This is a genomic window from Microbacterium sp. SL75, assembly GCF_026625865.1.
Taxonomy (GTDB): domain Bacteria; phylum Actinomycetota; class Actinomycetes; order Actinomycetales; family Microbacteriaceae; genus Microbacterium.
In genome coordinates this window covers 988,363-1,012,265 of sequence record NZ_CP113067.1, presented here as the reverse complement: position 1 = coordinate 1,012,265, position 23,903 = coordinate 988,363, and the positions used below count along the sequence as shown (strand labels likewise).

At 71.0% G+C, this 23,903-nt stretch carries 21 protein-coding genes, 1 pseudogene and 2 riboswitches; of the genes and pseudogenes, 7 read left to right on the top strand and 15 right to left on the bottom strand.

What is annotated here, in order from left to right; translation table 11 throughout:
- Window position 1: 1 nt before the first annotated feature.
- Window positions 2-1,471 (bottom strand): flavin-containing monooxygenase, encoded by a 1,470-nt coding sequence (locus OVA17_RS04555; RefSeq protein ID WP_267788476.1) that lies wholly within the window; start codon window positions 1,469-1,471, stop codon window positions 2-4.
- Entirely contained in the window at window positions 1,468-3,969 is a 2,502-nt protein-coding gene (gene cofG, locus OVA17_RS04550; RefSeq protein ID WP_267788474.1) for a 7,8-didemethyl-8-hydroxy-5-deazariboflavin synthase CofG, read from the bottom strand. The genes OVA17_RS04555 and cofG overlap by 4 nt, the downstream gene beginning before the upstream one ends.
- Before the next feature lie 120 nt (window positions 3,970-4,089).
- Between cofG and OVA17_RS04545 the strand changes: the two genes are divergently transcribed.
- Window positions 4,090-4,479: a hypothetical protein gene (locus OVA17_RS04545; protein ID WP_267788472.1), complete on the top strand. Its 390-nt coding sequence runs from the start codon at window positions 4,090-4,092 to the stop codon at window positions 4,477-4,479.
- A 149-nt stretch (window positions 4,480-4,628) separates the two neighbouring features.
- Here OVA17_RS04545 and OVA17_RS04540 read toward each other — a convergent pair whose 3' ends face one another.
- The 3 genes from OVA17_RS04540 to OVA17_RS04530 form a co-directional block, all read right to left on the bottom strand.
- Complete coding sequence (locus OVA17_RS04540) at window positions 4,629-5,447, bottom strand: sulfite exporter TauE/SafE family protein (RefSeq protein WP_210075931.1); 819 nt, start codon at window positions 5,445-5,447, stop codon at window positions 4,629-4,631.
- Between the two features lie 76 nt (window positions 5,448-5,523).
- Window positions 5,524-6,342 (bottom strand): ABC transporter permease subunit, encoded by an 819-nt coding sequence (locus OVA17_RS04535; RefSeq protein WP_267788471.1) that lies wholly within the window; start codon window positions 6,340-6,342, stop codon window positions 5,524-5,526.
- Window positions 6,339-7,610 (bottom strand): ABC transporter ATP-binding protein, encoded by a 1,272-nt coding sequence (locus OVA17_RS04530; protein WP_267788470.1) that lies wholly within the window; start codon window positions 7,608-7,610, stop codon window positions 6,339-6,341. The genes OVA17_RS04535 and OVA17_RS04530 overlap by 4 nt, the downstream gene beginning before the upstream one ends.
- 109 nt (window positions 7,611-7,719) lie before the next feature.
- Here OVA17_RS04530 and OVA17_RS04525 point away from each other — a divergent pair, with 109 nt between their 5' ends.
- The 3 genes from OVA17_RS04525 (at window position 7,720) to OVA17_RS04515 (ending at window position 10,048) form a co-directional block, all read left to right on the top strand.
- A complete protein-coding gene (locus OVA17_RS04525) occupies window positions 7,720-8,808 on the top strand; it encodes an enoyl-CoA hydratase/isomerase family protein (RefSeq protein ID WP_267788468.1) in 1,089 nt (362 codons plus the stop codon).
- 92 nt (window positions 8,809-8,900) lie between these two features.
- The gene (locus OVA17_RS04520; RefSeq protein WP_267788467.1) at window positions 8,901-9,827 is read left to right on the top strand and encodes a DnaJ domain-containing protein; all 927 of its coding nucleotides are present in this window, start codon (window positions 8,901-8,903) and stop codon (window positions 9,825-9,827) included.
- Window positions 9,828-9,865: 38 nt separating this feature from the next.
- A complete protein-coding gene (locus tag OVA17_RS04515; RefSeq protein ID WP_210075941.1) occupies window positions 9,866-10,048 on the top strand; it encodes a DUF5302 domain-containing protein in 183 nt (60 codons plus the stop codon).
- A gap of 63 nt (window positions 10,049-10,111) precedes the next feature.
- Here OVA17_RS04515 and thiD read toward each other — a convergent pair whose 3' ends face one another.
- From thiD to OVA17_RS04465, 10 genes and pseudogenes are all read right to left on the bottom strand, one after another.
- Window positions 10,112-11,548 (bottom strand): bifunctional hydroxymethylpyrimidine kinase/phosphomethylpyrimidine kinase, encoded by a 1,437-nt coding sequence (gene thiD, locus OVA17_RS04510; RefSeq protein ID WP_267788465.1) that lies wholly within the window; start codon window positions 11,546-11,548, stop codon window positions 10,112-10,114.
- Window positions 11,545-12,222 carry a thiamine phosphate synthase gene (locus OVA17_RS04505; protein ID WP_267788464.1) on the bottom strand — a complete coding sequence of 226 codons (678 nt, stop codon included), beginning with the start codon at window positions 12,220-12,222 and terminating at the stop codon, window positions 11,545-11,547. Before OVA17_RS04505 ends, thiD begins: the two co-directional genes overlap by 4 nt.
- Window positions 12,219-13,028, bottom strand: a complete 810-nt coding sequence (gene thiM, locus OVA17_RS04500; RefSeq protein WP_267788462.1) for a hydroxyethylthiazole kinase — start codon at window positions 13,026-13,028, stop codon at window positions 12,219-12,221. Before thiM ends, OVA17_RS04505 begins: the two co-directional genes overlap by 4 nt.
- Window positions 13,020-13,111, bottom strand: a riboswitch (TPP riboswitch). It overlaps the preceding gene by 9 nt.
- A 39-nt stretch (window positions 13,112-13,150) precedes the next feature.
- On the bottom strand, window positions 13,151-14,224 hold the full coding sequence (locus tag OVA17_RS04495; protein ID WP_267788461.1) for a hypothetical protein: 1,074 nt from the start codon (window positions 14,222-14,224) through the stop codon (window positions 13,151-13,153).
- 288 nt (window positions 14,225-14,512) lie between these two features.
- Complete coding sequence (locus OVA17_RS04490; RefSeq protein WP_267789356.1) at window positions 14,513-15,790, bottom strand: S8 family serine peptidase; 1,278 nt, start codon at window positions 15,788-15,790, stop codon at window positions 14,513-14,515.
- A gap of 53 nt (window positions 15,791-15,843) precedes the next feature.
- Complete coding sequence (locus OVA17_RS04485) at window positions 15,844-16,245, bottom strand: hypothetical protein (protein WP_267788460.1); 402 nt, start codon at window positions 16,243-16,245, stop codon at window positions 15,844-15,846.
- A 261-nt stretch (window positions 16,246-16,506) separates the two neighbouring features.
- Window positions 16,507-16,974, bottom strand: a pseudogene (locus OVA17_RS04480) (SDR family oxidoreductase); the annotation flags it as partial.
- A gap of 10 nt (window positions 16,975-16,984) precedes the next feature.
- Window positions 16,985-18,325 (bottom strand): HNH endonuclease signature motif containing protein, encoded by a 1,341-nt coding sequence (locus OVA17_RS04475; protein WP_267788458.1) that lies wholly within the window; start codon window positions 18,323-18,325, stop codon window positions 16,985-16,987.
- A gap of 598 nt (window positions 18,326-18,923) precedes the next feature.
- The gene (locus tag OVA17_RS04470; RefSeq protein WP_210075959.1) at window positions 18,924-19,280 is read right to left on the bottom strand and encodes a GntR family transcriptional regulator; all 357 of its coding nucleotides are present in this window, start codon (window positions 19,278-19,280) and stop codon (window positions 18,924-18,926) included.
- A gap of 3 nt (window positions 19,281-19,283) precedes the next feature.
- Complete coding sequence (locus tag OVA17_RS04465; RefSeq protein ID WP_267788456.1) at window positions 19,284-20,876, bottom strand: D-alanyl-D-alanine carboxypeptidase family protein; 1,593 nt, start codon at window positions 20,874-20,876, stop codon at window positions 19,284-19,286.
- A gap of 37 nt (window positions 20,877-20,913) precedes the next feature.
- Window positions 20,914-21,024: riboswitch (TPP riboswitch) on the top strand.
- On the opposite strand from OVA17_RS04465, the gene OVA17_RS04460 reads away from it, so the two are divergent.
- From OVA17_RS04460 to OVA17_RS04450, 3 genes are all read left to right on the top strand, one after another.
- Window positions 21,016-21,651 carry an ECF transporter S component gene (locus OVA17_RS04460; protein ID WP_210075963.1) on the top strand — a complete coding sequence of 212 codons (636 nt, stop codon included), beginning with the start codon at window positions 21,016-21,018 and terminating at the stop codon, window positions 21,649-21,651. It overlaps the preceding riboswitch by 9 nt.
- Entirely contained in the window at window positions 21,651-23,099 is a 1,449-nt protein-coding gene (locus OVA17_RS04455; protein WP_267788454.1) for an ABC transporter ATP-binding protein, read from the top strand. The genes OVA17_RS04460 and OVA17_RS04455 overlap by 1 nt, the downstream gene beginning before the upstream one ends.
- Window positions 23,096-23,881, top strand: coding sequence for an energy-coupling factor transporter transmembrane component T family protein (locus OVA17_RS04450; protein WP_267788453.1), 786 nt, complete (start codon window positions 23,096-23,098; stop codon window positions 23,879-23,881). The genes OVA17_RS04455 and OVA17_RS04450 overlap by 4 nt, the downstream gene beginning before the upstream one ends.
- Window positions 23,882-23,903: the final 22 nt, after the last annotated feature.

Genomic DNA, 23,903 nt, shown 5'->3' with positions numbered 1-23,903 from the left:
GTCAGCTGCGCACGGGGCTGTGCGCGGGTTCGAACTCCGACCCGTCGGCGCCGGTGAGGCGCTCGCGGAACGCCTGGACGGTGCCCGGCCACAGCAGGGTCAGCCGCCCCGAACGCTCGTCGACGTACCAGTTGCGGCATCCGCCGGTCATCCAGGGAGTGGATGCCGCGGCGGCGGCGATCTCGTCTGTGTAATCCGCCTCGGCCTCGGGGCGGACGCGCAGCACCCGGTCGGGGCGGCGGTCGCGCTCGGCGAGAGCGCGCACCACGTAGGCGGCCTGCTCCTCGGCCATGAGCACGGCGGAATTGTGCCCGAGGCTGGCATTGGGGCCGTTGAGGACGAAGAGGTTCGGGAAGCCCGCGACCACGGTGGAGCCGAACGAGGTCATGCCCTCCGACCAGTGCTCGGCGAGGGTCGTCTCGTCGCCGCGGACGAGGTCGGCGTAGGGCTGCTGGGCGGCGGCGAATCCGGTGGCGAGCACGAGCACGTCGGCCTCGTGGGTCTCTCCGCCGGCGGCGGTGAGCGTGGAGCCGTCGACGCGCGAGAGGGCCGTCGGCTCAAGGGTCACGGCCTCCGAGGCGACGGCGGGGTAGAACGCGTCCGAGAGCAGCACGCGCTTGCAGCCGAAGGCGTAGTCGGGGGTGAGCGCCGCGCGCAGCGCAGGGTCGGCGACCTGCGCGTGCAGGTGTGCGACGGCGGCATCACGGGCGGTGGCGGATGCCGCGGCGTCGCCCGAACGCGAGGCGAAGCGCTGCTCGCCCTCGGCGTAGAGCTCAGCCCGTAGTCGCGCGAGGGCTCCGGGATTCTCGGCGAGCCGATCGCGCTCGGCGGCGGGGATGTCGCCGCCGCCCCGGGGCATGATCCAGGCGGGCGTGCGTTGGAACAGCGTGACGTGGGCGGCGGTGCGGGCGAGTTCGGGCACGAGCTGCACGGCGCTCGCCCCGGTCCCCACCACCGCGACGCGCATCCCCGTGAGGTCGGCGTCGTGGTCCCAGCGAGCCGAATGGAACAGCGGCCCGGGGAACGACTCGAGCCCGGCGATGGCGGGGACGTTCGGCTCGGTCAGCCGACCGCACGCGAGGACGAGGGCACGGGCGACGAGCGGCTCGGCGCCGGTGTCGATGCGCCACACTGCGTCCTCGGCATCCCACCGCGCTCCGAGCATCGGGGTGCGAAGACGCAGCCGATCGCCCAGGGCTTCGCTTTCGGCGACGCCGCGCAGGTAGTCCTGGATCTCTCCGCCGGGGGCGAAGGTGCGAGACCATCGCGCGTTCGGGTGGGCGGCGAGGCTGTACAGGTGCGCCGGCACGTCGCAGGCGACACCCGGGTAGGTGTTGTCGCGCCAGGTGCCGCCCACGTCGTCGGCGCGTTCGAGCACGACGAAGTCGTCGCGCCCGGCGCGGCGGAGGGCACCAGCCATGGCGAGGCCGGCGAACCCTGCCCCGACGATCGCGGCGTCGAGGATCCTCACGCGCGCGGCCCGTCGGCGGGGAGGGCGTAGCGGGTGCCCCCGCTCGTTTCGATGTACGGGGCGGACGGGTCGGGCAGCGGCACCGCCACCCGGTAGTCCGTCGTCCGCAGTCGGAAGGGACGCATGAGGCTTCGCGCGATGCGCTCGGCTGCGGAGACCGGCAGCTCGAGCCCGTGCTCGATACCGGTATCGGGCAGGACGCGTCCGTCGTAGAGCGTTCCGCCCAGGTCGTCTCCGCCGGAGCGCAGCAGCGCGGCCGCCGTCTCGCGACCGACGCGGGTCCACGGGATCTGCACGTGCGAGATGCTCCCCGACAGCGCGAGGCGCGACACGGCGACCATCGCACGATGCTCGTCGACCGGGCTGCGGCCCTCGACGAGCGCCACGTCGCCGCCGGGCAGGGGAATCGGTACGAACTCGGCGAAGCCGCCGGTCTCGGCCTGGATCTCGCGCAGGCGCCGCAGATGCGCGATGCGCTCCTGGGCGGTTTCGACATGCCCGTAGAACAACACCGACGTCGAGCGGAACCCCGACCGATGAGCCGCGGTGATCCCCTCGATCCACCTGTCGATCTCGAGATCGAGCGGTGCGACGAGGGCGCGCACACGCTCGCTGAGGACTTTCACGCCCGTACCCGGAACGGTGTCGACCCCGGCCTCGTGCATCGCTGCGAGGGCACCGTCGAGACCGAGACCCCCGCGCTCGGCCAGGTCGCGGACATCGGCGGGGCGATAGGCGTGGACGTGGATGCCGGGAGCTGCGCGCTTCACCGTGCGCACGAGGTCCAGGTAGGCGGCGGGATCTTCGGCGGGCACGAGCGAGCCCTGGATGCAGATCTCGGTGGCCCCGAGGGCCGCGGCGTCGGCAGCGATGTCCGCTGCGTCCTGGAGATCGAACTCGCCGCTGCCCGTGCGGCCGGCGCGCCGGAACCCCGTCGAGGTGAGGTTGCGGTTCTGCACGAGGGTCACGGGTTCGCCGACGGTGTACCGGCGGGCGTCGTCGGCGGCCGCGGTGAGCTCGTCGAGCTCAGCGCCTTCCGCGCGCAGGAGTCGTACCCAGTCGTCGTCATCGAGATCGGAGGCTTGGGATGCCGCCCGCTCGGCCAGCCGCTTCACCCCGGGGTCGTGGCCGGGGGCGCCTCCGCGAGGGGAGGAGGATTCGCCACGGGAGGATGCTTCGGCGCGTAGGGATCCTCCCGCTGCGGAATCTCCTTCCGTCGAGACGTCGTCCGTGCCCGTCGCACGGGCATCGGTGCCCCGCGGGATCACGTCGGCCGCGAGCCCCGTGGCATCGGCCAACGCCAGAACCGGCTCGCGAAGCGCCGGGTCGATCCAGCGAGTGGCATCCGCGACGTACTCGGGGTGTGCGGTGAGACGCTCGAGCAGGTAAAAGCCTCGGGTCGCGGTCTGGGCGGCGAGGTCGTCGATCTGCGGCCACGGTCGCTCGGGGTTGACGTGGTCGGCGGTGAGGGGCGAGACCCCGCCCCAGTCGTCGATGCCCGCCTCGATCAGCAGCCCCAGCTCGCGCGGGTCGGAGAGGTTCGGCGGGACCTGGATGCGCATGTCGGTGCCGAACACGAGCCGCGCGACGGCAACCGCGGCCAGGTAGTCGTGCATGTCGGCATCCGGCGCGCCCTGCATCGCGGTGCGGGGCTTCGCACGGAAGTTCTGCACGATGACCTCTTGCACGTGACCGTGCCGGTCGTCGATCTCGCGCAGGGCGACGAGCGACTCGGCGCGGTCGCGCACGGTCTCGCCGATCCCGACGAGAATGCCCGTGGTGAACGGGATGCCGGCGGCCCCGGCGTCGTCGATGACCTTCAGGCGCAGCGCCGGGTCTTTGTCGGGCGAGCCGAAGTGCACCTGCCCGGGCTCCTCGTACAGCCGGCGCGAGGTGGTCTCGAGCATCATGCCCATCGACGGCGACACCGGGCGGAGGGCGGCGAGCTCGTCGGGGTGCATGACGCCGGGGTTGGCGTGCACGAGCATGCCGGTCTCGGCGGTGATGAGTCGGGCGATGTGCGCGACGTAGTCGATGGTCGAGGCGAAACCGTGATCGTCCAGCCAGGCGCGGGCTTCGGGCCAGCGCTCTTCCGGGCGGTCGCCGAGGGTGAGGAGCGCCTCTTTGCAGCCGAGAGCCTGACCCTGGCGCACGACGGAGAGCACCTGCTCGGGGCTCATGTACGCCGGCTTGCGCAGCAGGCTCAGCTGACCGGGGGTGTCGACGAAGACGCAGTAGTGGCACCGGTCGCGGCACAGCGTGGTGAGCGGGACGAACACCTTGCGCGAGTACGTGATGACGCGGTGGCGCCCGGCGCGGTCGAGACCCTCGTCGCGCAGGGCCGAGGCGACGCGCAAGAGCGCAGGGAGCGGGGCGCCCAACAGCGCCTCGGTCTCATCGACGTCGGGGCGGTGACCCGACGAGATCGCCGCCAGAAGGTCGTTGATCGAAGCGCCTCGGGCCGGTGCGACTCGCGGCGCAGCGCTGCCCGTGCTCATTCGTCCAGGCTATCCCGCACCTCCGACATACGGGCCGCCTCGACGCGCACCGGGTGATCGTTGCGCTCCTGTGAGGTGAGGGAGGGGTGGGGGCTGCCGGACGCTGGCAGGATGGAAGGCATGGTGACCCTGCTGCTCGACTCGACGCAGCTCGAGGTCGTGCTCTCGCCGACCGAGCGTGCGATGTCTTTCCGCAAGAGCAACATCGTCGTCCCCCGTGAGCACATCGAACGGGTGCAGCTCACCGACGACGCGTGGACCTGGATCCGCGGTGTCCCGAACCCCGGGATCAACCTGCCCGTCGCGGTCGGCGCGGGTACCTGGAAGTCGGCCGGGGGGAACGACTTCGTCATCATCCGGGGTCGCAAGCCCAGCGTGGTCATCGACCTCTCCGGTCATGAGGAGTTCGAGCGCCTGGTGCTGACGACGAAGCACGGGGTCGCGTTGCTCAAGGCGTTGCGTCTCGACGTGGCATCCGAACCCGAGAACGTCGCCGACATCGTCCGCTGACGCCCGCGCCGGCCGGCGCCCGTGCTCCCAGCTCTCTCTCTCCGCTCGTTGAGTGTCCAAAACACCCGGACGGATTCTGAAAACGCCCGGGTGTTTTGGACACTCAACGGGTACCACGACGCCTGAGACGCAGCTTCCGCGAGCCAGCGCTAGGACGTGAACTGCACCACGGTGTCCCACGCGAGCTTGACGATGAGGATCGACAGCGTGACGAGGAACACGATCCGCACGAAACCGCTGCCCCGTCGGGTCGCCATGTGAGCGCCGATGAAGCCGCCGGTGACGTTCATCGCGGCCATCGCGAGCCCCAGCACCAGCAGGATCTCGCCGTGGACGCCGTACACCGCGAGGGCGGCCAGATTCGTGGTGAGGTTCGCGATCTTCGCGTTGACGCTCGCCTGCAGGAAGCCGTAGCCCAAGACGCTCACGATGAGGATGACGAAGAACGAGCCCGTTCCCGGCCCCAGGATGCCGTCGTAGAACCCCACCGCGAGACCGATCGCCGCCGCCCGCCAGGCGATGGCCACCGCCTTGTCGTGCCGCGGTTCGTGGTGCAGGCCCATCCGGGGCTTGAGCAGGGTGTACAGCGCGACCGCGATCACGGCCACGAGGACGATCGGGGTCAGCACCTCGCGGGGGACGAACCGCGAGAGCGCGGCGCCGGCGGTGGAACCCGCATACGCCCCCGCCACGAGGGGGATCAACAGGACGAGCTGCACCCTGATCTTGCGCAGGTACACCCAGCTCGCCGACAGCGTTCCGAAGAACGAGGACAGCTTGTTGGTGCCGAGGATGAACGGGGTCGCGACGTCTTTCGGAACGGCGATCACGAGCGCGGGGAGCTGGATGAGTCCGCCCCCGCCGACCACCGCATCGACCCAGCCGGCGACTCCCGCGGCGATCAACAGCAGCACGAGGGCGGCCACCGAGACGGGGAGCCACTCGGCGATCACCGGTCCATCGAGCACGGTTGATTCTCACTGACCCCGCAGCAGCCGACCAAATGCGGGGACGATGAGCGCACTCGTCGCGGGTGCGCCCCGCTCAGTCGATGTCGCGGCGCCAGGTCGTGAAGAAACCGATGACGAGGAAGACGACCGCGTACCCCAGCAGAACGAGGCCACCGACCCACCAGTCGAGAGCGCTGTTGTTGCCCGTGCCCATGGTGCCGAAGATCGTCTGCCCCACCAGGGCGTCGCTCGCGGCGCTCGGGAACCACTTGACCACATCGCCGAAGCCCTCGACGAGCCCGCCGATGGTGCGCACGATCGGTTCGATGAACAGTGTCACGGCCAGCACGATGACGATCGCGGCGACCTGATTGCGCACGACCGTGCCCACGCCGATGCCGATCAGGGCCCAGAGGGCGAACGCCAGCAGCATGCGCCCGATCAGCACCCACGTGTCGGAGGAGCCGAGCTCGGCGTCGATACCGAAGACGCTCAGCACGCCCGCGCCGGCGGCGACGGCGGCGATCGAGCCCAGGATGCCGTAGAGCAGCCCGACCACGATGCCGATGACGAATTTGCCGACGAGGACGACGCCGCGGCGCGGGGTCGACAGGAAAGTCGGGGTCAGCGTCTTGTGGCGGAACTCGGTGGTGACCATGAGCGTGCCGATGAGCAGCGGGAAGACGTAGCCGACCGCGGTGGCCGAGCTGTAGACGAGAGGCGGAACGCCGGCGCTCGACATCAGGGGGCCACTCGCTCCGGTGAGCTCGCCCGAAGCGAGCCCTCCGAAGACGAAGGCGAGGGCGGCGGCGGTGAAGCCGACGTAGGCGACGAGCACGATGCCCAGCACCCACCAGCCGGCGGTGCTGAACTGCTTGGTGTACTCGGAACGCGTGGCGGCGACGAGGCTCATCGCTGCACCTCCTGGTCGGCGGGCGTCTTCTCGGACGGGCTCTCGGGCCGGTCGCCGGAAGGTGTGGGCGCGACGATGTCGATCACACCGGTCGAGGCCACGGCGTAGGACTGGCGCGGACCGGCCTCAGACGTCAGGGGCGTCTCGGCCGCGGTGCGCAGCGTGCGGGGTGGGGCGATGACGGCGACGAGGGCGGTGGAGGGACGCGCGTCGTCGTGCGGGGCCGGTGCCTCGGAAGAGAGATCGTCGTGGCTCACCGCGGGGGCGGGTGCGCCGGTCGGTGCGGGGAAGGCGTCGAGACCCGTCGCGGGCGCCGGGGTCGCGGCATCCGGGATCGATTCGGTTGCGGGGACCGCACCCGCGCTCTCGTGCACACGCACCCCGCTCACGAGCTCCAGGAAGATGTCTTCGAGGCTCGCGCCCTTGCTCTGCAGGTTCGACAGGGCGATGCCCGCGCCGGCGGCCAGGCCGCCGATCTCGACCGGGTCGTGGTGGCGGATCGTGAAGCCGTTGCGCAGCAGCTGGTACCCGATGCCGCGCTCATCGAGCACGCGCGACAGAGCCGCTCGGTCGGGGGAGTCGACGACGGTGGCGTACTCGTCGGGGTCGGCGAGGTCTTCGATGCCGCCCTGGAACACCAGACGGCCGCGCGAGATGATCAGCAGCGCGTCGACCGTCTGCTGGACTTCGGCCAGCAGGTGCGAGGAGATGAGGACGGTGCGCCCCTCTTCGGCCAGGTGGCGCAGCAGGGAGCGCATCCAGCGGATGCCCTCGGGGTCGAGGCCGTTCGAGGGTTCGTCGAGGACGACGACGCCCGGGTCGCCGAGCAGTGCCGTGGCGAGCCCGAGGCGCTGGCGCATGCCGAGAGAGAAGCCGCCGACCCGTCGGCCCGCGACGTCGGCGAGACCGACCAGGCCGAGCACCTCGTCGATGCGGGAGGCCGGCAGCCCGGCGGCGCGGGCGTACACCTTGAGGTGGTTCGCGGCGGAACGGCCGGGGTGGAAACTCGAGGCCTCGAGGGCGGCTCCGACGGTCTGCAGCGGCGACGACAGCTCGCTGAAGTTCTTGCCGCCGATCGTCGCGGTGCCCGAGGTGGGACGCACCAGCCCCAAGAGCATGCGCAGCGAGGTGGTCTTGCCGGCGCCATTGGGACCGAGGAAGCCGGTGACCTGCCCGGGTTCGATGCGGGCGGAGAGATCGTCGACGGCGGAGATCGAGCCGAAGCGTTTGGTGAGCCCGGCGAGCTCCAGCACCTGTCCGTCGGGCATACGGCACCTTTCGTTCTGCGTGCGTTCTTCCTATCTTCCCCGATCCGGGGGCGAAAACACAGTTATCCACAGCCGAGGGCGCGGCGGACCGGCTGTGTAACGTGGCACCGTGCACGCACAGCGAACCGAAGACGTCAGCGCGGGCGACACCGCTGCCGACAGTGTCCTGGTCGGGGGTCGCGGTGGCCTCGGTCATCTGACGCTGAACCGTCCGAGGGCGATCAACGCCCTCGACCTCGAGATGATCCGCGCCCTGAACCTCACGCTCGACCGCTGGGAGCAGGACACCGACGTCGACGTGATCCTGCTCGACGGTGCCGGCGATCGTGGATTCTGCGCCGGCGGGGACGTGCGGGCGCTCCACGAGATGGTGACGGCGGGCCGCGTCGACGAGGTGCACGCCTTCTTCCGCGAGGAGTACGCGCTCGACCATCGGATCGCGATCTCGCGCAAGCCCGTGGTCGCGATCGCCGACGGCGTCTGCATGGGCGGCGGCATAGGCCTGGCCGGTCACGCGGCCATCCGCATCGTGACCGAGCGCTCGAAGCTCGCCATGCCCGAGACACGCATCGGGTTCACTCCCGATGTGGGCGGATCGTGGTTGTTGGCTCGAGCCCCCGGCCGGCTGGGCGAGTACCTCGCTCTCACCGGCGGGACGATGGATGCCGCCGACGCGGTGTACGCCGGCTTCGCCGACCACATGGTGCCGACCGCGCATCTCGAGGCGCTCTACGAAGCACTCGAGAACCGCGCCGATCCGTCGAGCCCCACCGAGCTGGTGCTGCTGTTCGATGAGACCCCGGAGCGCTCACGGCTCGAGGACGCCCGCGAATGGGTCGACGACGCCTTCGCGGCCGACGACGTCTTCGGCATCCTGGACCGCCTTCGTCGGCGTCCCGAGGTCGAAGCGCGCGAGACGGCCGAGCTGCTGGCCTCGTCGGCGCCGACCGCGCTCGCGGTGACGCTCGAGGCCGTGCGTCGAGCTCGCGAGCTGCCCTCGCTCCGCGCTGCCCTCGCGCAGGAGTACGGACTGGTCATGTGGTTCGCGCTCACGCAGCCCGACCTCGTCGAGGGGATCCGCGCGCAGGTCGTCGACAAGGACCGGTCGCCGTCGTGGTCTCCCGCGCGACTCGACGACCTTCCTCCCGAGCGCGTCGCCGAGGCCTTCGCCTACGCGCCCGAGCCCGCGCTGTGGTGATCGAGGCCTGACCTCGCCGTCCGGGCCGCACTCAGCCGCAGCGGGTTAGCCTGAGAGGCGCCGCGTCCTCGCGGCAGAACGGATGAACGCACGTGTTCGACAGTCCTATGTCGTCCTCGGCATACGAGGTGCTCCGCGTCGCGGCCGACATCGACGAAGAGGGCCTGCGCCGCGCGTATCGCGTGCGTCTGCGCGAGACGCACCCCGACACCGGGGGCGACGCCGCGTTGTTCGTCCAGGTGCAGCGCGCGTGGGAACTCGTCGGAACGCCCGAGGCGCGCAGCGCCTACGACCGGGGCCGCGGGACGGCTCCCGGGGAATGGGGCGGCGGGGTGCCGGCATCCGCTCCCTCCCGTCCGAGCGACACGCGTCCGCGCGCACGCTCGCACGGCCAGCCCGGCGGGTGGCGACGCGAGCGCTATCTCGGACTCATCCGCGAGTGGGTGGGGCGCGGCGTCGAGATCCCCGACCCCTACGACCCGGCACTCGTGCGCTCGGCTCCGCCCGAGATCCGGCACATCCTCGCCGACGCGCTCGCCGAAGAAGAGACCGCGCGCCTCGTCTCGGAACTGGGCATGGGCTACACGGTGTGGCACGACGTGTTCGCCGATCGCGACGGGCGCGACCCGGAGCAGAAGCTTGACCACCTCGTGCTCGGACCCAGCGGCCTCTACGCTCTGCTGAGCGAGGACTTCGGCGGCCCGGTGGGCGTGCGGCGCGGCGAGATCACCGGAGCGAACGTCATCGGCTCCCCGGTGACCGAGCTCGTGTCGCGGGCGCGTGTGATCGCGCGAGCGGCCGGCGTCCGCTTCAGCGGGGCGATGGTGGTGCTTCCCGACGACGCCGTGCTCGATGCGATCACCGAACTCGGCAAGGTGCGCGGAACGCCCGTGGCCCTGGTCACGCGCAGCGCCCTGACCACGCTGCTGCGGCGCGGAATCACGGGGGGTCGCGAGGTCGGCGGCACCGAACTGTTCGACATCCGCACCAGGTTGCAGCAGCGCGTGCGGCACGTCTGATCAGCGACAGGTCGCCGCTACCTGCCTAGGGTGGAGTCATGAGTACCGACGAGACCTCGGGTGCCTCGGCATCCGACGACATGAAGCGCAAGTTCAAAGAGGCGCTGGAGAAGAAGAACGGCCAGCACCGTTCGGGTCAGGCGCACCTCGACGGCCACTCCGCCGTGCAGGGCACGCACGGAGCGGTCACCAAGCGGGAGTTCCGCCGCAAGAGCGGCTGAGGCCTCCGCCCATCGTCACCCGAGGTGTCGGGGACCCCTCTCATGAGCGGCGTCCCCGGCACCTCACGCGCGTTTCAGGGGCGCTTCGAAGAACGCCAGCTCGAGCGACATGGATCGGTAGTACGCCGTGGCCATCTCGTGCCGGAGGGGAACGGATGCCGATCGTGCGGCGGCATCCGCGATGCGCGCCGCCTCGGCGGATGACACGGCGAACGTCTCGTCTCCGTAGGCCGTGAGCCAATCGGCGTAGGGATGGTCGGCGTCGAAGGTGCCCCGCCAGCGCACGCCGATGTCGGTGTACAGGACGAAGCAGGGCAGGATCGCGGCCACCAGCACCGCGTACGACCCCGCGGCCGCTGCCGCGTGCAGGTGATCGGTGTAGGCCCAGGTCGCCGGGGCTGCCTCGAGCCCGGCCGGATCGACGTGCGACTGGTGCAGCGCCGCCTCCTCGACCAGGCACGACACCGAGGCCGTCGCCCAGAACCGCTGCTCCTCGACCGTGGGAGCGAGGGCCGCCGCGCGCGCGAGCACCCGTGCGTATTCGCGCAGGTAGAGCAGGTCCTGCCCGAGGTACCAGGCGAAGGCGTCGCGGTCGAGATCCCCGGATGCCAGACCGCGCACGAACGCGCAGGCGTCGACATCGGCGCGGGTGGCGGCGGTGGCCTCCCACCGTGCGCTGCTCCAGGATCGGTCGAGGTCGAGGTGGGGGCGCAGCTCGTGCAGATGGTCGATCGGGCCGTTGCCCCGGCCGACGTGCAGCTCTTCGGCGTGTTCGAGGGCGCCGGTGAGCCAGCGCTTCGCGCGGATGAGCGCGTCGGTCCAGGGCAGGCCGTGGGCGGCGAGGGTCGCCATGGCCGACGACAGCGAGCAACCGGTGCCGTGGGTGTGCGGGGTGTCGACGCGGCGGCCCGGAACCTCGTGGACACCGGAAGAGTCGACGATGGCATCCGGGCACTGTCGGCCGTCGAGGTGTCCGCCCTTGAGGAGCACCGCGGTGTCGGCCGAGGCGGCGAGCTGCTGGGCCTGGGCGACCGCGACCCCCCAGGTCGTCGCGACGGGTTCGCGCACCAGCACCGCGAGCTCGGGCAGGTTGGGAGTGACGAGGTCGGCGCGTCGGCACAGTGCGCGCACCGCGTCTTCGGCGTTGGCCTCGAGCAGCCGGTCTCCGCTCGTGGCCACCATGACCGGGTCGAGGACGACGATCGCCGGTCGCGTCGAGGTGAGCCAGCGGTCGACGGTGGCGATGACGTCGGTCGAGCCGAGCATGCCGATCTTCACCGCGTCGATCTCGACGTCCTCGCTGACCGCGCGGAGCTGTTCGTCGAGGAACGCCGTCGGTGGCACATGGACGGAGCGGACTCCGAGGGTGTTCTGGGCGACCAGCGCGGTGACCGCGGCCATGCCGTAGCCGCCGAACGCGGCGATGGATTTGAGGTCGGCCTGGATACCCGCCCCGCCGGTCGGGTCGGTGCCCGCGATGCTCAGGACGCGGGGGATCACGCTCCTTCCTCCCACGCGGCGCGGAGATCCCGGACGACTCCGCCCGGGTGGTCGTCCTCGCTCAGCAGGGAGACCACCGCGACGCCCGCAGCGCCCGAGCGGCGGAGGGCGGTGACGTCGTCGAGGCCGATCCCCCCGATCGCGACGCACGAGAGGGAAGTGGATGCCGCGAGCTCGCCGAACCCGTCGATGCCGAGCGGTCGCGGATGATCGGGTTTCGTCGTCGTCGCCCGAATGACGCCGACGCCGAGGTAGTCGACGGTTCCGCGAAGGAACGCCTCGGCCGTCGCGAGGTGCGCCGGGGTGTTCGCCGTCCATCCGATGAGGGCGTCGGGGCCGAGCAGGGAGCGCGCGGCGTCGACGGGGAGGTCGCTCTGGCCGAGATGGATGCCGTCCACCCGGGCGCCGGCTCCGCGGGTGCCGGGCTTTTGGCCCAGGCGCTCGCGCGCGGCGAGGACGACGTCGAGGCGATCGTCGACGACGAACGTGCAGCGTCCCGAGATGACGTCGGCGAGGTCGAGGGTGCGGGCGAACAGTTCTCCGCCGCTCGCGACCTTGTCGCGCAGTTGCACCACGCTCACGCCCGCGGTGACGGCCTCGTCGACGATGTCGCGCAGGCGCGCGAACGGCACACGGTGATCGGTGACGAGGTGAAGGGACAGGTCGGCGGTCATCGCGTGACCTCGGTGTCGACGCGGACGCGTCCGTCGAGGTCGGCGGGCTCGATCTCGGCGAGCTCGTCGAGGAAGGCCACCGCGAACGACCCCGGCCCTCTCGTTCGGGATGCCGCCCGCTCCGACGCCACGGCCCAGATCACGCTGGCGGTGAGAGCCGCGTCGAACGCGGGGGTGACGGCGAGCAGGCTCGCCATCGCGGCGCCGAGGGCGCAGCCTCCGCCGGTGACCTTCGTCAGCAGGGCGCTGCCGCCGCTCACGCGCGCCGTGCGGGTGGCATCCACGATGAGGTCGGTCTCTCCCGAGACGGCGACGGTGCCGCCGGTGCGGATCGCGAGGGAGCGTGCGGCGTCGAGGGCGTCTTCGGCGGAGTCGGTGGCGTCGACCCCGCGGCCGCCGGAGCCGGTTCCCGCGAGGGCGAGGATCTCGGATGCGTTCCCGCGGACGATCTCCGGGTGCGCGTCGAGCAGCTCGTGTGCGAGGGCGGTGCGCACGGGCAGGGCGCCGACGGCGACCGGGTCGAGGACCCAGGGTGTTCCCGCGGTGACGGCCTCTCGGGCGGCATCCCTCTGCTCGCTCGTGGGGGTCCCGAGGTTGACGAGAACTCCGCCGGAGATCCCGGCGAACATCCCGGCCTCTCCGGGGATGTCGCACATCGCGGGCGAGGCGCCGAGAGCCAGGAGTGCGTTGGCGGTGAAGTTCGTCACCACCGCGTTGGTGATGCACTGCGTGAGCGGCGCGGCCTCGCGGAGTGAGCGCAGCGCTTCGGTGGGGGTGGATGGAGACGACGACGTGCGAACGACCATTCGCGACATCCCTTCGCTAGTACGAACTAGATCAGGTTCGACGGGTGTGTTCTCAGCCCTGGCGGGCACCCCGTGTCACTGCCTGGCACGCTAGCAGGTCGTCGGCCTCCGGATGCCGGTCCTCAGTCGTCGCGTGAACCCGCCGCGGCGTTCTCGGAACGCGGTGCGGTTTCTTCGTCGTCCTCGAGGCGTGGCGCGATGGGGCCGCCGAGACCGCGTCGCTCGTCGCGGCGGTCGGACCGGGAGCCCGAGCCCATGCCTCCGGCGCCCCGGCTGCCGGCGGCGCCGGCCGTGCCGCCGCCCGTTCCACCGGCGCCGGTTGGGGTTGCGGCTCCGCGGCCTCCGGCCGCGGCGGCGTTCGCGCCGGTTCCGGGTGTGCCGGTGCCGCCCGTCGCACCTCCGCCCAGGGAGCCGGTGCCCGAGCGTCCGCCGAGTCCGGCACCGGTGGCCGAGGCCCCGCTCTTGCCCAGGAGGCCTCCGCTGCCGCTGATCGTGCGTCCGGCGGCCGCGGTACTCGAGCCCGTTCCCGAGCTCAACCGGCTCAACGCAGCGGCGCCACCGCCCCCTGCGATCAGTCCCGCCGAGAGGCCCGAGCCGAGGCCTGCGCCTCCGCCGGAGATGCCACCACCGGGGAAGGAACCGCCGATCGAGCCGGGGCCGGAGATGTGTCCGGGGAGGGTGCCGATGCCGGAGATGGAGCCGTCCGGCGTGGGCGGGGTGTAGTGCGGGGGGACCTGTCCGAGGTCGATGCCGGGGCCACGGGGGGCGTCGGGAGAGGGGACGAGATGCGCCGGCGGGGGGCCGGGCGTGGCAGCGTCTTCGACGGGCGCGGGGCCACGAGGGACGGGGACACTCTCGTTTCCACTTCGGTCACCGCCGCGGAATGGCCGCTGGCCGGAATTGGTCGTGCCCGTACCGGCAGGGCCCTCCTCAAGCTCGACCGATCGCCCGCCGTCGCTGGAAAGCGCGGCCGGCGGCGGCGGCGGCGTCGGTGGCGACATGCCGTTCAGAGTTTGGCTGATGGTGGTGAAGTCACCTTGCGCCTGTTGCTCGCGTTGTTGCGCGAGGTAGGCGTTGAAGGCCTGCACCGCTCCCTCGCCAGCCAGCAGCGAGATGGGCCCGAGAAACAGCGTCGTCCCCACCGCGGCAGAACGGACGACGGTCTCCTGGCCGCCCGACAAGCTCCCGGCTGGCAACGCCGAAAGCTTCTCGCGTGCTGCGTCCCGCAGCCCGTTCGCCAAGCGGAGGGCATCGTCGAGAGTTCCCTCGAGATACGCGATCTGCTGCCCGATCGTCTCCGCCGCCGCGTCGAACTTTGCTTTCGCTGCCCCGGCGGCCTCGCCGTCGATGCCCGGCAGCTCAGCGGCGCCCGAGACAACCTCTCGGAGCGAGCCTCAACTTTTCGATGAGGTCTCGCGTCGCGGGCACGTCGAATGGTGCTCCACCTTCGGCGAGATTGATCAACGCCTGCTCGTACCGACCGGTCACGGGTGCTCAACTCTCTCTCGGGTGTCCTGCGCGACACGTCTCGTCCGACTCCTCCGAGTCACGGTGATGGCGACTAGCGCCCCGGCTGCGATGACGATCAAGCCGAGCGCGCTCAAGACGGCGATCAGCGTGATGTCCGGTCCCGCCGGACTACTCGTCGGGTCGTCGTCGGAACGGGGATGGACCTCTGTCGGAGAGGTCACCGAGGGTTCGGCCACCGGGGGATATGCGGAGCCCCGTGCGGCGGCCTGCTCGATCTGCGCGGCGGTCGGAGCCGCCTCGACTCGTCCGACCAGCAGGTTGTCGTCGGGGTATGTCGTGGCATCCACTCCGACGATATTGGCCGGCCACGCCAAGCCGAAGCCGTAACCACTGGTCCGGTCATCCGACAATTCATGCGGTTCTTTGCCGGTATTGCGGAGCAACGCCTGTACCAATTGGTTGGACGTGGCTTGAGGCGAGCGCTGCTCTGCCAGGGCGAGAGCTCCCGCGACGAGAGGCGCGGCGAAGGATGATCCTGATCCTCGCCCGGCGCTGTCCCAGCCGCCGCTCGCGCTACCCACTGTGGTGAGACCCACCCCCGGTGCGACCACGGCGGTGCGCGGATAGACCAGCGAGCGGCCGTCGTCATAGGTGTTCAGTTGGCCCGCCTCGTCTACCGCCGATGCGACGATCACGCCTTGATACTCGCGGAGTCCGGCGAGGTCTCGCGTGGTGGGGTTGGGGCCCGATGCGACCACGGCGACGCCCTTTGCGATGGCGTTCGCTATCACGTCCGAGTCTCCTGGCTCCTTCCCCCCGGCGACCGAGGTCGTGATGATATCTGCGCCGTCGTCGAGGGCGCGCTGTACGCCGAGCGCGACGGCGGTGAGCTGGTCACCGTACTCGGCGGCCGTGCAGGGCTCTTCGTCCGTCTGCGTTCCGAGGCTGTAGAACGTCACCTCGGCATCGGGCGCGATCCCGCGAATGCCGCCGGGTCCTTGTCCGCTACCGATGATCTGCGCAACCACGGTCGCGCCGTGTCCGGCCCCCACGGTGCGTTCTGTCGTGGTCGGTGAGGAAACCTCGGCGCAGAGCGGGCGAGGGTCGACCTTCAGATTGCGACCTGCGAAGACGGGGAGGTCAGGGTTGATGTTGCTGTCGATCACCGCGATCTTCACGCCGGCGCCCGTCCATCCCTCGTTGTGGATGGCTGCAACACCGTACGCTTCATACCACCATTCACCGGTATCCGTTGCGGTCGCGGGCTCCGCGGGAGCTGAGGCGAGGAGCATCGCCACAGCGGCGATACCGAGGCCCGCCATCACGCGAGTTCTCCCGTGGTGCTTCATCCGCCGAACCCTGACCGCGCGGCAGCGGCGTCGCCGGAAGGAGCGGGGACTGGTGTCGACGACACCGCCGGAGTCGTTCCGTTGGCGATGTCGTCGATGAGCGCAGCAGCGCTTCGAGCTTCACCGGCGCTGATCTGATCTCGCTCGCGGAGCAGGGAGACCGCCTGCGCGAGCGCGTCGGCGTTGCGCAGGGCGAACTCACGGACTTCCTGTACTCGTGCCGCGATTTCCGCCGCAACCCCCTCGAGTTTCTTCGTGTACGCCTCGGGAGCGTCCTCTTCGCGATTGCCGTGAACGACTGTGATCGCCGCATCGTTGGGCAGGTCGTCGCTCGCCTGTCGGATACGTGAGACGTGGTAGTCGCTCACCCCGTCGTCGACTCGGATCATTCCGACCATGTCCAGGTTCCTCTCGCGCGTGGCACGAACGGGGCCCGACCACTGGCGAGAGCGTCGCCCCCCGGTTTCGCTTACGACTCCATGATGGCGCATGGGCCGATGTGCGCAAACCGGTTATCCACAACCGCCGACACCCTCACGGGGCCGGTCGAGTAGGGCGTCAACCTTGACCCCAGTACCCGCGGTATCTCAGGCCTGCTCCCCCAGGGAGCAGCGGTTCCTCCGTGCATGCCACGCCCCGGGAGTGGGCGCTCGACGCCGTCAATAGCGTGCGGAAAACCCGCCGTCCGCGTGCAGCAGCTGACCGCTGACCCAGCGACCCTCGTCGGAGAGGAGGAAGGTTGTGATGCCCGCGATGTCGCGGGGCGTCCCGAGTCGACCCAGAGGATGGTGTGCGGGCATTGCGTCGCGCGTGGTGTCGTCCATCCATCCGGTGTCTATGGGGCCCGGATTGACGACATTGGCGGAGATGCGGCGCGGCCCGAGTTCGCGTGCGGCCGAGATGACGATCCGATCGAGAGCCCCTTTCGAGGCGCCGTAGGGCAGATTGCCGGTGGTGTGATCGCTCGTGAAAGCGACGATCGCGCCACCGGTGGCGTCGACCTGTCGGGCGAACGCGGCGATCATCAGGAGAGACGCGCGGGCGTTCACTGCGGTATGGCGATCGAGACTCTCGGCAGTGGTGTTGAGAATGCCGGATTCGATGTCGTGAGCGTGGCTCAGAACCAACGCCTACGCGTCAGAAAGGTGGGGGCATCCCGTCATCGTCGGGGTCGGGTGGGGGCGGGTCATCGGGGAGGAATCGGACGGCGGGGGAATAGGGGAGGGGCTCGTCGGCGTACGTGCGACCGGTCGGGCTGGTCCAGTGGAGAATCCCGCCGGGATGCTGTGTCACGGTCCACCGGGTGAACTGCTTCTGGGTGTGGTGGCGTTGGCAGAGGTGGGCGAGATTGGCGACGTCGGTGGGGCCGCCGAGCGCGTAGTCGCGGGTGTGGTCGACTTCGCAGCGGATGGCGGGGACGGTGCAGCCGGGCCAACGGCAGTGGCGGTCGCGGGCGCGGACGTGACGGTCTAGGGCGGTGGTGCGCTGGTAGGTGTCGGTGTGCAGGACCGCCCCGGTGATCGGATGAGTGACGACCCGGTCCCAGGGGGCGGTGGTGGCATCAGCCAAGGTTCGGGCTGTTTCGGCGTCGATGGGGCCATGTCCGATGAGCTCGGCGGGGTCGTGGTTCTCGCGGTCGGGCGTCAACATCGTCAGCGCGGGCACGATGACTTGCACGCGGGCGCGGATGGCGCCGAGGGTGCCGGGGCCGTCGTCGGTGCGGGTGGGGTCGGCTCCGGGGGAGCCGGTGAGGAGCAGGTCGGCGAGGATGTCGGCCCGTAGCTGCGCGGTCGTGCGCTCATCGGCTGACGCGTCGGGGCCGTCGAGGCGGTGGTCGATCAGGGCGCGGGCCTGGTGGGTGAGTCGGTCGTAGATACCGACCGCCAGGACCGTGGGAAGGGTCGCGACGAGGTCCGACATCCCGTCGTGCCCGGTGGTGATGCGCACGCAACGGGTGTCGCGGCCGCGGCGGTGGCGTTCAGTGAGGGTGGTGGGATGCAGTCGCTCGGCGAGGACGGCGAGGCGCGACCGCAGCCGGCCCGGACTGAGACCCTCGGCGGTGGTGACCGCGAGCGCATCGAACTCAGCCCGTACGTCGACCGGGAGAGGGGAGCCGATGTCGAGGATCACCCCCACGTGGGCACGGGTGAGGACCCCGCCTTCCCAGGCGGAGAGCGTCTCGGGGTAGGCGTCGACGAGGGCCATGGCGCGACCGATCTGGGTCTGCACGGTGCGGTCGGAGATGTTCTCTGCCGCGGCGATCTCGGATGCCACCTCTCGCAGGGCGAGCTCTGCGGCGCGGGAAGACGCGCAGAGGCCTGCCATCACGTCGAGGGCGAGGTGACCGGCTTCGGCGAGGGCGCGGGTGCGGGCTGCTTCGGCGTGGGCGACTGCGGCGCTGGCGCGTCGGACCTCGTCGACGAGGGTCGACAGGAGGCGTGGCCTGCCGGGGTTCGTCGGAGAGGTGTAATCGCGCATGTGTGCATGCTAATGGTGACCTCCGACATTGAAGTGTCTAGAAAATCCCAGATGGGGATAACTTCTTGGGGTGCCCGCCTGGGGAGGAGCGTGGTCCGGCGAAGCGGGCCGGGCGGTCGAGGAAGCGTGCGATGTAGACCGCCTCGACTGGTGTTCACGACAGGCTCATCAACCTCGTGGGAGCGCCTCGATCGGTGGCCCCGACGACCCCAACCGCCCCGGGTGAAAGCGGGTGGCGGACGGGGCGTGACTGGCCGTTCCGACGGATTCAGCCACTGGGTACGAAAGCGACCGTCGGCTCCGCGTAGCCAGCGCCGCACCACGGCGCGTGGCCCCCACCGATTGCGCAGCACCGCCCGCACGAGCTCAAGCGCCTTCTCGGGCGTCACCCCCAGATGCCGTAGCGCAGTGCGTCTGTCGCCCCCACCGATCGCGCAGCACTGCCCGCACAAGGTCGATCGCCTTCTCGGACGTCCCCCGACGTGTCGCACCGCAGCACGTCTGTCGCCCCCACCGATCGCGTAGCGCCGCCCGCACGAGCTCGATCGCGCGCTCGGACGTCACCCCGAGGCGGCGCACCGCAGCGCATCGGTCGCGCTCACCGATCCCGCAGCGCCGCCCGTACGAGCTCGACCGCGTCGTCCGCCGACACCCCGAGGCGCCGCACGGTTTCGACGTACGTGCGCGCCGCACCCGCGGCGCGAGCGGAGGCCGCATCGGCCCCCTTCACGAACGTGCCTGCACGACCGCGGGTTTCGACGTACCCCGCCTCCTCGAGCTCCCGGTACGTGCGCGCCACCGTGTTGGCGGCGAGGCCGAGCTCGGTCGCGAGCGCTCGCACCGGCGGCAGCCGCGTCCCCGCGACGAGCTCGCCGGCCTCGATCTGCGCGATGACCTGCGCCCGTACCTGCTCGAACGGCGGCGTCGAAGAGGTGGCATCCACGGAGAGTCTCATGGCTCAGTCGTTCAGGCCGAAGAGGTCGAGAGGGTGGGTGAGGCGCCACCAGGGGCTCGGCGGGTCGATGTCGCCGGTGAGCTTCACATCGACCGTGTCGGCGTCGACGGGACCGGTCGCGGTCAGCGTCCCCACGGTCGAGCCCGCCGTGGTGGTGTCGCCGAGGCTGAAGGACGTGGAGGTCTGCGCCGCACCGCCGTTCCACAGCACGACCGTGGCGTCGGACTCCGTCACGAGATCGATGTCGGGACCCCACAGCGTCTCGGCCTTGCCGACCAGCGTCCCGGCGGGCACCGAGGGCTTCGGCTGCAGTTCCTGCTCGATGCGGGCGAAGAGGTCGCGCGCGGCCTGGTTGCGGCTGTCGGGCCCGGGCTGACCGAGAACGGCGGCGTACGCGCGCACGGTGGCGGTTCCGACGGTGATGTCTTTCGCGGTGAGCAGGTTCCACGCATCGAGCGTGCCCGTCTTCACCCCGATCACTCCGGGGTCGGCCAGCAGCGCGTTGCCGTTCTTGAACGTGCCGGCTCCGGGCAGGGTCAGCTCCGGGGTGCGCACGATCTCGGCGATCACGGGATTGGCGAGCGCCCGCTCGGCCAGTGCGATGAGCGCGGCCGGGGTGGCGGTGTTGCCGGCTTCGATCCCGGTGGGGTTCACGATCGTGATGCCCTCGATGCCCCGCTCCGCGAGGTACTGGGTCGCGGCGGCCGCGAACTCGGCATCCGTCCCGAAGAGGTCTGTCGACAGGCGCTGCGCGTAGTTGTTGGCGGAGGCGATGAGCATGCCCTGCAGCATCTGCAGCTGGGTGAGGCTGCCGTCGACGGGAACGTCGAGCGACGACTCCCCGCGGGCCCGGTACTGCCAGTAGTCCGCGCTGTCGGCCTGCGTGAAGGTGTAGCTCTTGCCCTGTTCTCCCGGGGCGAGCGGCAGTCGATCGAGAACGACGAGTGCCGTGACGACCTTGGTGATGCTCGCGATCGATTCGGGAGCGCTGGCCGACGACGACAGCGTGTCGGGGATTCCGTCGAGCGCGATCGCCGCTTCGCCCTCGGCGGGCCATGCCGGAACCGCCGCCGGAGCAGCGATCGGCTGCACGGCGACCGCCCGGGTCGTCGGCATGACGGCGTTCAGCGGCCAGAGCAGCGTCGTCGCGGCGTAGGCGGCGATGATCAGCACGAAGAGCAGCGTGGGGATGATCGTTCCGGGGCGCAGCACCGGCCGACGCGCACCCGCGAGCAGGTCGACCGAGCGCGAGGTGGCCCCCGAGACGACGAACGTCGGGGTCGGTCGCGGGGCTCCCGCTTCGTCGGGATCGACCCAGAGCAACGCCCCGAGCGCGACCGGCAAAGGCGTGGCGCGAGCCTCACCGGAGGAGACCTCGGATGCCGGGGGCTCGCTCACCGCGGCATCCGCCACCGCGCCACCCTGCTCCGCCTCCCCGGACCGCAGGGCCGGGGACGTGGCATCGGGAAGCGCAAGGGCGGGGCCGAGCTCGCCCGTCGTCGACAGAGCGGGGCCGAAGTCGCCGGAGGTCGCCGCGCGAGGCGAGGAGTCCTGGGCACGCAGCGCACGCCGTGAGGCCGGGGTCTGCTCGTGCACCCGCCCACGCTACCCCGCGACACCCCTCTATACTCATCACGACAACCACGGGAGTCCGGTGAGCCGGGCTGAGAGGAAGCGAATCCACGCTTCGACCGTCGAACCTGATCCGGATCATGCCGGCGCAGGGAGGAGAGAAATGCACACGTCCACGTCTGCCCCCGCGAACCGCTCATCGGTCGCCGCGACGAACCGCTTCTCGTGGCGCGTCGTCGACATCGTCGTCGCCGCCGTCCTGGGCGTTGCGATCGGCCTGCTCTTCTGGGGTTGGAACACCGTCGGCGGCCTCTGGTTCACCGCGATGGACGGCCTCACCCCGGGTCTCGGCGGGATCGCCGTCGGCATCTGGCTGATCGGCGGCGTCATCGGCGGCCTCGTCATCCGCAAGCCCGGGGCGGCGCTGCTCGTCGAGCTGATCGCGGCGATCGTGTCGGCGCTCATCGGCAACGTGTGGGGCGTGACCACGATCTTCTCGGGCCTGGCCCAGGGTCTCGGCGCCGAGCTGATCTTCCTCGCCTTCCTCTACGTGCGTTTCACGCTGCCCGTCGCGATGCTCGCGGGTGTCGGCGCCGGTGTCGGGGCCTGGGTGCTGGAGCTGTTCCTCACGCCCAACATCGTGAAGTCGCTCGAGTTCAACCTCATCTACCTCGGTACCCTCGCCGTCTCGGGTGCCCTGCTGGCCGGTCTCGTCGGCTGGCTGCTCGTGCGCGCCCTCGCCGCCACCGGGGCGCTCAGCCGCTTCGCCGCGGGCCGGGAAGCGCGTCGCGACGTCTGATGCGGGGCCCCGCACGCGTCGACGTCGAGGGCTGGGGCTGGCGCTACGCCGGTCGCAGGCTGCCCGCCACGCGCGAGGTCGATCTCGTCATCGAGCCCGGAGAGCGCGTGCTGCTGCTCGGGGCCTCGGGAGCCGGCAAGTCGACCTTGCTCGCGGGGCTGGCGGGTCTGCTCGGCGGCGCCGACGAGGGTGAGGTCAGCGGCCGGATCCTCGTCGACGGGGGCGCGCCCGAGGCTCAGCGCGGGCGCATCGGCCTCGTGCTGCAGGACCCCGAGGCGGGCATCGTGCTGTCGAAGGTGGGCGACGACGTCGCTTTCGGCTGCGAGAACCTCGGCGTCCCGGCGGCCGAGATCCCGGCGCGGGTGGCTGAGGCCCTGGCATCCGTGGGGCTCGCCGTCCCCCTCGACCGCCCCACGAAGGCGCTGTCGGGTGGGCAGAAGCAGCGTCTGGCCCTGGCGGGGGTGCTGGCGATGCGACCGGGACTGCTGCTCCTCGACGAACCCACCGCCAATCTCGACCCCGAGGGCGTCGCCGAAGTCCGCCGCGCCGTAGAACGAGTCGTCGCGCGCGAGGGCACCACCCTCGTGCTCATCGAGCACCGTACGGCCGTCTGGGCCGACCTGATGACCCGCGTCGTCGTCCTCGCTCCGGGTGGCGGCGTTCTCGCCGACGGCCCTCCCGACCGCGTCTTCGCCGAGCACGGCGACGCGCTCGCCGCGGCGGGGGTGTGGGTGCCGCAGCGCCCGGTCGACCTTCCCGTACTCGAGCCCGCCTCGACACCGGATGCCGTTCTGCGGGCGTCCGCGCTGTCGACCGGGCGTGAGAGGCACACGGTCGTCGCGTCCGGGCTCGACCTTGACCTTCCGCGCGGTGCCGGAACCGTGATCACGGGACCGAACGGCGGGGGAAAGTCCACCCTCGCGCTGACCCTCGCGGGGCTCCTCCCCGAACTGGCGGGCGAGGTCGTCGCCGCCGAGGAGCTCTCGGCGCGCGGGGGTCGCCGCCCCTCTCGCTGGAGGTCCACGGAGCTGCTGACCCGCATCGGCACGGTCTTCCAGGAGCCCGAGCACCAGTTCCTCGCCTCGACCCTGCGCGACGAGCTCGCCGTCGGACCCCGCGCTCTGCGCAAGGCGCCGGCCGAGGTCGACCGCATCGTCGACGAACTGCTGGAGCGTCTCGATCTGGCATCCCTCGCGCTTGCGAACCCGTTCACGCTGTCGGGAGGCCAGAAGAGACGACTGTCGGTGGCCACGGTGCTCGCCGCCTCTCCCGCCGTCCTCGTTCTCGATGAGCCGACCTTCGGCCAGGACCGTCGCGGTTGGATCGAGCTCGTCGCCCTGCTCCAGCGGGAGATCGAGCGCGGGCGCACGGTCGTCGCCGTCACGCACGATGCGGACGTGGTTCGTCACCTCGGGCAGCACCGCATCCGGCTGGGGGACGCCGCGTGACCGCCCTCGCCGTCGAACGCCCGCGGACGGCCTGGCTCGACGGGGTGAACCCCGTCACCAAGGTCGCGATGGTGCTCGTGCTCGCGGTTCCCCTGCTGGTCTCGATCGACGCGGTGAGCGCGGGGACGGCCCTGATCCTCGAGCTGCTGTGCGTACCGCTGACGGGGGCGGCCTACGGAACCGTCCTGAGACGTCTGGTGCCGGTGATCGTCTTCGCCCCCGTCGCCGCGGTGAGCATGTTGCTCTACGCCCGGCCGGGCGGAACCGTCTACGGCACCTTCCTCTTCGCCACGGTCAGCGACGACTCCATCGCCCTGTCGCTGGCCGTACTGGTGCGCGTCGTGGCCCTGGCCATGCCGATCATCCTGCTCTTCGCCCGCACCGACCCCACCGAGCTCGCCGACGCCCTCGCGCAGGTGGCGAAGTTGCCCAGCCGTTTCGTGCTGGGGGTGCTCGCGGGTGCCCGCACGGTCGGGCTGTTCGTCGACGACTGGCGCACGATGAGCCTCGCCCGCCGCGCCCGGGGCCTGGGCGACCGCGGGGCGATCCGGCGTTTCTTCTCGATGGCGTTCGTGCTGCTCGTCTTCGCCGTGCGTCGCGGCACGAAACTGGCCACCGCGATGGAAGCCCGCGGGTTCGGGTCCGACATCGAACGGACCTGGGCGCGTCCGTCGACACTCTCGTCTCGGGATGCCGTGGCCCTGGGCGCCTCGGTCGCGCTCATCGTCGTCGCCCTCGCGGCGGCGGTGCTGTCGGGGGCGTTCCGGGTGGTGGGGACGTAGGTCCCCGCCGGGGGGCCGATGA

Excerpts from the sequence above, each read along its gene's own strand:
- OVA17_RS04515 (WP_210075941.1), top strand. The coding sequence starts at position 9,866 with ATGAGTACCGACGAGACCTCGGGTGCCTCGGCATCCGACGACATGAAG.
- OVA17_RS04460 (WP_210075963.1), top strand. The coding sequence starts at position 21,016 with ATGCACACGTCCACGTCTGCCCCCGCGAACCGCTCATCGGTCGCCGCG.
- OVA17_RS04545 (WP_267788472.1), top strand. The coding sequence starts at position 4,090 with ATGGTGACCCTGCTGCTCGACTCGACGCAGCTCGAGGTCGTGCTCTCG.
- OVA17_RS04455 (WP_267788454.1), top strand. The coding sequence starts at position 21,651 with ATGCGGGGCCCCGCACGCGTCGACGTCGAGGGCTGGGGCTGGCGCTAC.
- OVA17_RS04505 (WP_267788464.1), bottom strand. The coding sequence starts at position 12,222 with ATGACCGCCGACCTGTCCCTTCACCTCGTCACCGATCACCGTGTGCCG.
- OVA17_RS04530 (WP_267788470.1), bottom strand. The coding sequence starts at position 7,610 with ATGCCCGACGGACAGGTGCTGGAGCTCGCCGGGCTCACCAAACGCTTC.
- OVA17_RS04490 (WP_267789356.1), bottom strand. The coding sequence starts at position 15,790 with ATGCTCCTCGCCTCAGCTCCCGCGGAGCCCGCGACCGCAACGGATACC.
- OVA17_RS04470 (WP_210075959.1), bottom strand. The coding sequence starts at position 19,280 with ATGAGACTCTCCGTGGATGCCACCTCTTCGACGCCGCCGTTCGAGCAG.
- OVA17_RS04475 (WP_267788458.1), bottom strand. The coding sequence starts at position 18,325 with ATGCGCGATTACACCTCTCCGACGAACCCCGGCAGGCCACGCCTCCTG.
- thiM (WP_267788462.1), bottom strand. The coding sequence starts at position 13,028 with ATGGTCGTTCGCACGTCGTCGTCTCCATCCACCCCCACCGAAGCGCTG.
- cofG (WP_267788474.1), bottom strand. The coding sequence starts at position 3,969 with ATGAGCACGGGCAGCGCTGCGCCGCGAGTCGCACCGGCCCGAGGCGCT.
- OVA17_RS04485 (WP_267788460.1), bottom strand. The coding sequence starts at position 16,245 with ATGGTCGGAATGATCCGAGTCGACGACGGGGTGAGCGACTACCACGTC.
- OVA17_RS04535 (WP_267788471.1), bottom strand. The coding sequence starts at position 6,342 with ATGAGCCTCGTCGCCGCCACGCGTTCCGAGTACACCAAGCAGTTCAGC.